The organism is Selenomonas sp., from assembly GCF_052169755.1.
Classification (GTDB): Bacteria; Bacillota; Negativicutes; order Selenomonadales; family Selenomonadaceae; genus Selenomonas.
The window spans coordinates 1-9,895 of record NZ_JBQNBV010000079.1 but is presented as its reverse complement, the minus strand read 5'-3'; the positions used below and the strand labels follow the sequence as shown (position 1 = coordinate 9,895).

Annotated in this window: 5 protein-coding genes and 1 pseudogene; 3 read left to right on the top strand and 3 right to left on the bottom strand. The window is 54.4% G+C overall.

All coding sequences use genetic code 11. The features are described 5' to 3' along the window. A partial coding sequence (locus ACTTKG_RS06755) for a terminase large subunit (RefSeq protein WP_442673469.1) occupies positions 1-1,347 on the top strand: 1,347 nt, incomplete at its 5' end. Positions 1,348-1,575: 228 nt separating this feature from the next. Here ACTTKG_RS06755 and ACTTKG_RS06750 read toward each other — a convergent pair. Then, entirely contained in the window at positions 1,576-2,361 is a 786-nt protein-coding gene (locus ACTTKG_RS06750) for a C39 family peptidase (RefSeq protein ID WP_442673468.1), read from the bottom strand. 14 nt (positions 2,362-2,375) lie between these two features. Here ACTTKG_RS06750 and ACTTKG_RS06745 point away from each other — a divergent pair. Together ACTTKG_RS06745 and ACTTKG_RS06740 are read left to right on the top strand one after the other, a co-directional pair. Next, positions 2,376-3,177 (top strand): annotated as a pseudogene (locus ACTTKG_RS06745) (phage portal protein); the annotation flags it as partial. Between the two features lie 308 nt (positions 3,178-3,485). Next, the gene (locus tag ACTTKG_RS06740; protein ID WP_442673467.1) at positions 3,486-7,076 is read left to right on the top strand and encodes an autotransporter outer membrane beta-barrel domain-containing protein; all 3,591 of its coding nucleotides are present in this window, start codon (positions 3,486-3,488) and stop codon (positions 7,074-7,076) included. Between the two features lie 350 nt (positions 7,077-7,426). Here ACTTKG_RS06740 and ACTTKG_RS06735 read toward each other — a convergent pair whose 3' ends face one another. Both ACTTKG_RS06735 and ACTTKG_RS06730 read right to left on the bottom strand, forming a co-directional pair. Continuing rightward, positions 7,427-9,460: a S41 family peptidase gene (locus ACTTKG_RS06735; RefSeq protein WP_442673466.1), complete on the bottom strand. Its 2,034-nt coding sequence runs from the start codon at positions 9,458-9,460 to the stop codon at positions 7,427-7,429. Positions 9,461-9,575: 115 nt separating this feature from the next. Then, positions 9,576-9,895, bottom strand: a 320-nt coding sequence (locus ACTTKG_RS06730; RefSeq protein WP_442673465.1) for a hypothetical protein, incomplete at its 5' end; no start/stop codon positions are given.

Below are 9,895 nucleotides of genomic sequence, written 5' to 3'. Positions count from 1 at the left end.
GAGCTTGCAGCCGCCGTTGCACTGCTCCTTTGCTGCGGCGACGGGGAGGAACGTGCCGAAGTCTACGGCTGTGCCGCTGATCGTCAGCAGGCGAGCATCGTCTTCGAAGTCGCCGCCGATATGGTACGCATGTGTCCCGCGCTCGGAAAGCGAGTGAAAATCCTCGCCTCACAGAAGCGCATGGTGTATCTGCCGACGAACAGTTTCTATCAAGTGCTCTCAGCGGAGGCTTATTCAAAGCATGGATTCAACATCCACGGTGTCGTGTTCGACGAATTGCACACACAGCCAAATCGCAAGCTCTTTGACGTTATGACGAAAGGCTCGGGCGATGCGCGTATGCAGCCGCTCTACTTCCTCATCACGACGGCGGGGACAGATACACAGTCCATCTGCTACGAGACGCATCAGAAGGCGAAGGACATCTTAGAGGGACGAAAAATCGACCAGACATTCTATCCTGTCATCTATGGCGCGAAGGAAGATGAAGACTGGACAGACCCGGAGGTATGGAAGCGGTCGAATCCGTCGCTCGGCATCACGGTAGGCATCGACAAGGTGCAGGCGGCCTGTGACTCCGCACGGCAGAATCCAGCTGAGGAGAACAGCTTTCGGCAGTTGCGGTTGAATCAGTGGGTGAAGCAGTCCGTGCGCTGGATGCCGATGGACAAGTGGGATGCGTGTGCCGCACCTGTGGATGCCAGAGCCTTGAAGGGGCGCGTCTGCTACGGCGGTCTCGACCTCTCGTCGACAACGGATGTCACGGCATTCGTGCTCGTATTCCCTCCGACCGATGAAGCTGAACCGTTTGCTGTGCTTCCGTATTTCTGGATTCCCGAGGAGAATCTTGAACTTCGCGTGCGGCGCGATCATGTGCCTTATGACGTATGGCAGAAGCAAGGATTCCTGCAGACGACCGAGGGCAATGTCGTGCATTACGGCTTCATCGAAAAGTTCATTGAGGAACTGGGCGAGAAGTACAACATCTGTGAGATCGCTTTCGACCGATGGGGCGCAGTGCAGATGGTGCAGAACCTTGAGGGCATGGGATTTACTGTCGTCCCGTTCGGACAGGGCTTCAAGGATATGAGTCCGCCGACGAAGGAGCTGATGAAGCTGACTCTGGAAAAGAAAATAGCGCACGGCGGGCATCTCGTCCTGCGCTGGATGGCAGACAACATCTTCGTTCGTACCGACCCTGCGGGCAACATCAAGGCGGATAAGGAGAAGTCAACCGAGCGGATTGACGGTGTAGTCGCGTTCATCATGGCGCTCGATCGTGCGATTCGCTGTGGTAACGATGCGTCTGCGTCGGTGTATGAAAATCGCGGCGTGTGGGTGTTTTAGGGCGATTGTATACGCACATATGACCTTGCTATTTCTCGGATAGTACAGGAATATACACATACCGGGTGGACGCAACACGCCGGAGGAACTTTTGAAAACCACCGAGGAAATTGCAAAGGGGGCAAAATTCGCCGCCGAAATCAACAGCAGGGGGCTTTCCTACGAAAGAACATTCTAAGCCGAAACCAAAGCAGGGCACCGCTCGAAGGGGCGGTGTTTTGAAATATGTCACTTTTTTTGTTTGGCAGGGTAAGCAACTACCCAAGGTTGCGATCTTTGGTCTTCAGGCAATACATTGTGGTCAAACCACATGGAGAAAAATTTCTCGCCATTGTTTATCACGTAACCATCTTGAAGATGATCGCAGGTGTCGTATGGGTCAGCCATAATTAGTACATCGTCAAGAGAAGATTCGGTTCCCATATCATCATAGCCGATGATGACTCGCCAATGACCGCCCCAATCTATATTTTCAACCATGATAGGTCTTTGTTGCCGCAGATTTCTTATAACAAAATCTTTGAATGCCATGTAGCTTTCCATAGGTTTTGAGGCTAATCCGGTTTCAACCTGCCAGCCGATGTTTTTGAAGAACGCAACTATGTTGGCTGTATTTGTGCCAATGTGGATGCCTTGAGTTTTCATGCCTTGGGTGAGTTCCATTTCATCAAAGTCGTGATTGCCATAATAGTACAGCACCGTTAACGCGGCAGCCGGTCCACAGGTATATTCTGTGGTTTGCTGATATGTTTGGTAATGCGACAATATTAGGAGATTTCGATTTGAACGCATATGATAAAAATCAGGATGTGCAAAGTAGATGCTTCTTTTGTGGTTAATCTCCTGTGGGGCGGAGGTAGCTCCTTCTAATGTGGGCAGAGAAATGTCTTTAGGCAGAGGGATAATACGTGCTTTGTCTGTGGCAGCATAGCTGGTGGGGATAGCCACCGTCAATAAGATTAGTACAGCATAGATAATAATATTCAAGCGATGAGTTTTTTTGTTAGTAATCATTTTTTACTCCTTTCTACGAGTACAAAAGTCGGGGCAAGGAGCGTGTGCCGCAGCATCCGCTGTGTTTCTTGCTTCACGATTCGCCCAATCCCGAAATGACTTCTCCAATATATTTCGAGAGACAGCCATGATTCACCTTCTACTTTGGGGAAAATTTTTCCGCAAATTATAAGGGACGGTATGAGACATGTGGTGGGGCTTTATCCCCTGCTCCCCAATCGCATGAGCGTTGACCGGGACGAGCATGGAGGACTTGTTTATACCTACATGCCCATGAGCGATGCCAATCCGAAACTCAAAAGTGACCAGTCAATCAAGCTGCGGCGGGAGGATGTCCTGCACATTCCGGGCTTGGGCTTTGACGGCTTGGTGGGCTACTCCCCCGTTGCGATGGCGCGGAACGCCGTAGGCATGCCCTTTGCTTGCGAGGAGTATGACTCTGCTTTCTTTGCCAACGGCGCACGTCCCGGTGGTGTCTTCAAGCATCCGGGAGTGTTGAAAGACCCGTCGAAGCTCCGTGAGAGCTGGCACGCCGTTTACAGCGGCACAATGAATACGGGCAGGATTGCTGTACTGGAAGAGGGCGTCAAGTATCAGCAGATTGCCATCCCGCCAGAAGAAGCGCAGTTCCTTGAGACGAGGAAGTTCCAGATCGACGAGATTGCGCGGCTCTATCGCGTACCGCCGCACATGATCGGCGACTTGGAAAAATCCAGCTTCAATAACATCGAGCAGCAGTCGTTGGAGTTCGTGAAGTACACGCTGAATCCGTGGGTGGTGCGCTGGGAGCAGTCGCTGCAGAAAGCCTTGCTCTCTCCTGATATTTTCACGCTAATCTGGGCAACTTCATTTTATCAGCGTTTCCTTAAGAGGGCGAGGCGAAGCAATTTAGACGGCGCATCCACGAAAACTTCGTCTTGTCGGACATGCTGAATTATGATAGACTGAGAGAAAGTTTACAGATTTATAATTTTACATTTTTTGTTTTTGCATGAAACGCCGAATCATCAGAGCCAAAGAGCCAAAGAGCGAATCAACGACGCGGTTTCATGGAAAGGCGGCGCATTCTTGCTCCTTAAATAGACGTTTGTGCGAATGGTTTTCAAGGAAAGGAGAACACCATCATGAAACATCGCGCTTGTTCTAAGAATGCCCTTCCGTCGCATACACTTGCCCGCCGCATCCTCGCAGGCCTTGCAGCGGGTGTCTTTACGCTCGGTTCTGTGCCGTGCGCGGCTGCGGATCAGGTGGTCACGGAAGATGCGACGGTTGTCGTGGGCGACAGTACCGGCAATGCAGCGACCGTCACTGTCGGCACCGCAGGCGGCGGCGATACGCCGCAGATCGGTGTGAAGGACACCGACGGGAAGCTCACGGAAGGGGGATTTGTCATAGGGACGTTTCGGCGTGCGACATCCAACAGCAAGGTGCAGCTTACAGGCGGCAAAGTTTTCATCAAGAGCGGTGTGTTGGGAGAAGCGCATGGCATCCGCGCCGAACTGGGCGCGAACGAAGATCTGCACATCGAAGGCGGAGAGGTGGAGATGTCGGGCGGCACGCTTCGGGTGGATAAGCCGATGCATCCGAACCTATACAGGGATGCCTTTGGGCTATTCGGCGCCATAGCGGAGCTGAATCCCGCCCCCGTAGATCTTGACCACGGAACGCCGGCAAAGGCGGAGGTGACGGGCAGCACGGTGAAGATCACGGGCGGTAAATCTAAAGATCCGAGAACAAATCCGAGGAAATCCCAGTGGTGCAGCATTGCGGGCGGCGCTGTCGCCATGTACGATGCCGGAACGCTTGAGGCAAAGCTCTCGGGCAACAAGGCAGATGTGCAAAGCGGCGACTTTCGACAGGCGTTTCAAAAGACGAAGGTGTTCGGAGCCTTTGCTCAGATCAAGCAGATGGACGGCTCGGCGCTCGTGAAAGCGGAGAATAATACCGTCACCTTGTCCAATCTGGCAGGATCGGAAACAGGCGTCATGGATACGATGTTTGCCGGTGCGCGGATCGACTATCTCTGCGTTACGTCCAAGAAGAAAGCAAGCGAAGCGGAAGCGAACCCGCAGAAGTTCGTTGCGAGCGGCAACGTGCAGATTGTCGCGAAGGGGAATAAGGCACTCCTCGACAAGGGCAAGGTGTTCGATTTGTGGGGCGCATTCATCGAGGGAAACAATAGATACGGTCGCGATCTATGCACCGAGGCGACGGGCAATGCCGTTTCCATCGGTTCGAAGGGGAATGTGGTGCGCGCCATAGGCGCCCGAATCGAACAGCGCGTAATATCCAGGGCGGGCGTATCCCAGACGGTGAAGGCAACGGACAATGTCGTCACGATGGAGGACGGCGGCTCGGCGGTGCTGGCGATGGGCGTAAAGATCGACTGTTTCTCATTGGCAGATGGGTCGGCGCAGGCATGGAACGAAAAGGAGCGTCTGCAGGCGAATCTTGAGAGGAACAAGGTCACAGGCACGGGCGGCGAGTGGCAGCAGGTGACGGGTGCCGATGCCAGTGTAATCTCAGACATGGAGAATGTGGAGGGGATTGTGCGGGAGAACACCGTCCGCCTCGAACGTGGTTTCTTAAAGGATGGTAGTGTAACAGGAGGCGTTGTATCCTCCAGCTCCGATTCCCGTTTGACCAAAACGACGGTGAGGGCAACGGCGGAGAAGAACGAAGTCTTTCTGAAGAAGATGAAGGGGGATGTGGACCGCTTCATGGCCGCTTCTGCGACAGCGAATTGGTACAATGCCGCTGCGGCGAAGGCAGAGGCAAAAGCGAACGAAAATACACTCACCGTCGAGGGTGGAACATTCACCATGACGGAGTCGCCGTACGCTACTTCTTCGATGACGGGCGCGAAGGCTACGGTCAATATCTATAGCGAAGCGCTCGTCGGTACGGCGGAAGCGTCAAAGAATACGGTGTTTTCCTCTGCCGATGCTGTGTGGCAGAGCGTGACAGGCGGCGAGGCGTTTGTCAGTTCAACGACCAGTGATGTGACGGCGACGGCAAGCCACAACCAGATCACGCTCGAAAGCGGCACCTATCAGGGCGAGATCTGCGGCGGCTCTGTCAAGATCAGGGGCAAGGATTCCGGCAGCGCATTTGAGCCGAAAGAGAGCGGAATGGCTTTTGCTCAGGCGGTGGGCAACAAGATCAACATCCGCGGCGGCGTTTACAAGAGGGCGGGAGCCGCCAATCCCGAGATGTACATCTATGCGGCTCGTGCTGATCTGGGCAGCTACGCTAACTCGAAGGCGACCGTTCGGGACAATGTCATCGAGATCTCGGGCACGCCCGACCTCAGCGGGGCGCGTCTTGTCGGAGCGTCAGCCGTCGCTGCGACGCGCGATGTGGCGGGCAACACGCTCATCGTGAACAAGACGAAGGGCATCCGTGCGGTGAGCATCGAGGGCTTCCAGAAGGTCGTATTCAAGATGCCGAAGGGCATGACTGCAAGCGACACCATGCTGACCGTCACCGATACGAAGGACACCGACCTCAGGGGCGCTTTGCTTGAAGCGCATCTGCGCGGCGATGAGCCGAAGGGGCAGTTGCGTCTTCTCCACACCGAGAACGCGCAAATTTTGACCGACGATGCGACGAAGATGGATGTCTATCGGGGAGCGTTCGACGTGACGGGAGCGAAGCTCAGCGTCGCGGAGAACAAGAAGGAATTGCTCGTCCGGACACCGGAGCCGGTGGATGTGCCGGAGCCGTCAACCCCGTCATCGACACCGTTTGAAGAGCCGTCGTCTGCAGCGCGTGCGCAAGTGGAGGACAACCGCAAGTCGGTGCTGGAAACAGTGGCAGGCTCGGCCGCCTTCCTCGGCACGGGCGCGGATCTTCTGACGGGCGAGGGCATGGCAAGTGCGTCACTGGAAGCAGCGGCGGCACCGGCGCAGACTTTTGCACCCTTTGCCGCTGTCGGCGGCTCCTCCATGCGCTATCAGACGGGATCGCACGTCGATATGAAGGCCGTGAGCCTTTCTCTCGGCTTCTCGCGCGAAGTGACGCGCGGCGACGACCGTCTTGTTTTCGGACCCGTTGTTGAGTACGGACGATCCAGCTACGACAGCTATGTGAATGCGGCGCACGCTGAAGGCAAGATGCGCTACATCGGCGGCGGCTTCTTCGTGCGCCAAGAGAAGGCGGACGGCATGTTCTCTGAAGGCAGTCTGCGCTTCGGACGCTCAAGCGTGGATTATTCCTCCACCCTCAATGCAGGATCGCTTCCGATCGCGGTTTCCTACGACATGGGCAATAACTACATCGGCGCACACCTGGGGTTTGGACAGCGCATCACACAGGCGAGCGGCACGGAGCGTGAGATGTATCTGCGCTACTTCTACACAAGACAGAACGGCGCAACAGTAGATCTCAATGCAGGAACGAGATTTGACTTCGACTCGGTGGACAGCCATCGTGTGCGCACGGGCGCACGCTGGATGATTCCGCAGAAGGGCGGCTCACTCGTCCTCGGAACCTCGCTCCAGTATGAGTTCGGCGGCAAGACGCATGCGACGGTGACCACATCCACAGGAACTTACAACGCTCCTTCGCCGTCGCTTCAAGGCTTCTCCGTGAGCATGGAAGTCAGCTGGAAAGCCGACCTCAGCTCTCAATGCACCGCTGACATCGGTCTTGAAGGCTGGGTAGGCAAGCAGCACGGTCTGGGGCTTAAGGCGGGATTTGCTTGGAAGTTCTGACGGACTGCGCCCTTTGAGGAAGATAGAAAATATGATTGTGCCGACGGCGCAGGCTCATAGAATTATGTGGCGCGATACATGATGAATGACAGCTTGCGTCGGGCGCACCTTGGGAAGGGGCTGTCGCACATACATCCTGTGCGGCAGCTTTTTTCATGCACAAAAAGAGCCTCTGCCCTAGTAAAAGGGCAGAGGCAGGTGTAAAATAGAATCGTGCGACAATACTACCGGTCTGTCTCTTCGGCTACGGCAGTGAACGCCGCTTCTGCGGGGCAATCAGCTACAGTGTGCGAGAGTATCGCCATAAAAGAGCAGCCGGTACAGTGCGTTTGAAGCGCAAATAGAAGAAATTACAGCGCATCGCGTTCATGTAGCAATTTCACGATAGCGGCATAGTTAAAGTACAGCTTGTCGGCCTGGACACCAAAAGGGATATCAACCTTGACCGCATGTTCCGTGCTGCAAAAGCTTCCGCCCTTCATGCGCCCCAGTTTCAGATTCGAGGACATGTTTGCGACATGTCCATAAGTATCTTGAAAGGGGAGGAGCAGACAATCACCGCCGCCCGGCTGCTCGCCGATAACCTTGGCTAAACCGCCCTGCTGCGCGAAGAACGGCAGCGCGTTGGCGCAGGAATACGAGTAGCCGCTGGTCAGGATATAAAACGCATATTGCCCGCCGAAGCCATCTCTTCCATCGAAATGGCCGTCTAAGTTCGTATCCACATGGTACCATTCCGAGCAGTAGTTTTGGTTGAGGGTATTATAATAGGTGATATTCGCCTCACCGTCAGGCGCGAGAAATCCCAGAACGGCGGTCAAGGCACCCACCTCGCCGCCGCCATTCGACGAGAGGTCAATGACTACCCGTTTGACTTGCGGTGCCTGCTGGATTTGGGCAAACGCATCATAGAAAAGGCCAAAGGTGCTGCTGTCATAAACCTCTGGGGAGGGCGGAGCGAAATAGAAGCTCGCTTCATTTCCTGATTCGTTGAAACTCTCAAAGTAGATGAACGCGGTATCGTCAATGATATCTACCCGAGCCGCACTGAAATCCTCCGGCTTGAGTGTTTCGATATGTTTGACGGTCTGAACGAAGGAGCTGAAATCCCTACTCTGACTCATCCCTGTGAACAGCTCTACTTCAATCTCTTCATCCGCAGTGCCTCTGACTTTCAAAAGTTCCTGTGCATCCGCCAGCCAGAAAGCCTCCGGTTCTTTGCTGCCGCCACGGAAAATATAGTGCAGCAGGATGGGATCGAGCTGCAGATCCTCGCAGGCTGCTGCATACTGTGCGTATGTACCGACCTCCCCTGAAAGGAAATCGACTCCCTTGTCATCCAGCCGATAGACGAGACGCTGCAACGCATCACGCATGCCCTTCGGCCCGTACATCTGGAATATTTCCTGCACCTCTGCGATCGATCCTGTATGGAATACCCCTGTTCGCAGCAAGATCGAGTCATGCCCGCTGTCAAAGAGCTTGTAGATGAGGCTCAGGAACGCCTCATCGCTTTTTTCCCTGTCTGTAGACAGCAAGCCTTCCTTCAAGCCGTTCTCCGCCAAGTAGCTATCGAAATCCTTAATGCCCTTTTCTTCTTTATGCCCATAGTACATATCAAACAGCAGGCAATTCGTGCCATAGGCATAGCGTGCATAATCTGCCGGAATGTCCTTCCGCTTGGAAAAGCTGCCCGCGTAATAGGCATCGGCATAGGCGTTTTTCCGAAGCAGGGGATTACGCTCAAAGCCGTAGATGTGTTTGGTCATTGGTTCGCTGATATTGTAGAAGCTATCGCCGTTAAAGGACAGCCTGTTTGCCCGCATCGGTGTAGCGAAGACATTCTGCAGAACGGCAAAGGGCAGGAGTACATCGTCCTCATGCCAGACAATATCCTGCTCGTAGCGTTTCAAGTCAATCGCAAAACCGCGGGCTTCTGTCTCCGTGGAGGAGTGCTTCCTCGATACGGCCTGTGCATTGAACTCGTGCGGCCCTAAAATGCCGTTTGGCAGCGCCCTCGCCCCGTAGGAGCCGAAAAACGCATCCCAATCCGCGCAGACCAACGTATCCTCACGGCTGTCGAACGTCACCTCAATGCCATTACGGACTGCTGTCAAAACGTTGTTCGCCTCGTTCGCATGGAACGCGATCTCGCTCGCATCATAGAGATTCCCCAGATACTCCACCGCAGAAACGTACGGCACCGTGGGCTGTCGATCCGTATGGTATATCTTGAGCGTTTCATATTTGTCCAGTCGCCCAATATAGACACGGACATCCGCAGATCCTGTCACAGCAGCAAAAGTGGCCGTCGGTACCGAAAAGCACAGACAGAACGCGGACAAGCCCAGAAATCTCTTGGCTAACGATTTAGCTTTCATCATCTCAAACTTCCCCCTTGTATCATATGTTTTGTAATTGCCTACGAAAAAATCTTCTAAAACAGAGTTTACAAAAACGTTTGACCACAACATTCTTCGTAACGATCACATGAATCTCCTACCATTCGCGGTTCAAATTGACCATGGCAGATGCGATATGGTCATGGGCACCTTTTTCCAGGCCGGCTTCGCCGCTTAGATGCCAGCCGCTGCCGATGTCTTTGCTGCCGCAAAGATTCATGGTGAAGCGGGCACGGTCGACGGCACGCTGCTGACGGAAGGAATATGCAGGAGCCGCGGACAGATGAGCGGCAACGTCGGGCGCATAGCCGGAGAGGATGCCCTTCCAGCCGACATCGAAGGTGACAAAGCCGTCGCCAGAAAAATCCCGCTCCCAAGAGCAGCCGAGCTGCAAGGCGCTATACGTCGCTTGCGCAC

What these genes read in the sequence shown, in the direction of transcription:
- ACTTKG_RS06750 (WP_442673468.1), bottom strand. Translation starts at nt 2,361, where the DNA reads ATGATTACTAACAAAAAAACTCATCGCTTGAATATTATTATCTATGCT.
- ACTTKG_RS06740 (WP_442673467.1), top strand. Translation starts at nt 3,486, where the DNA reads ATGAAACATCGCGCTTGTTCTAAGAATGCCCTTCCGTCGCATACACTT.
- ACTTKG_RS06735 (WP_442673466.1), bottom strand. Translation starts at nt 9,460, where the DNA reads ATGATGAAAGCTAAATCGTTAGCCAAGAGATTTCTGGGCTTGTCCGCG.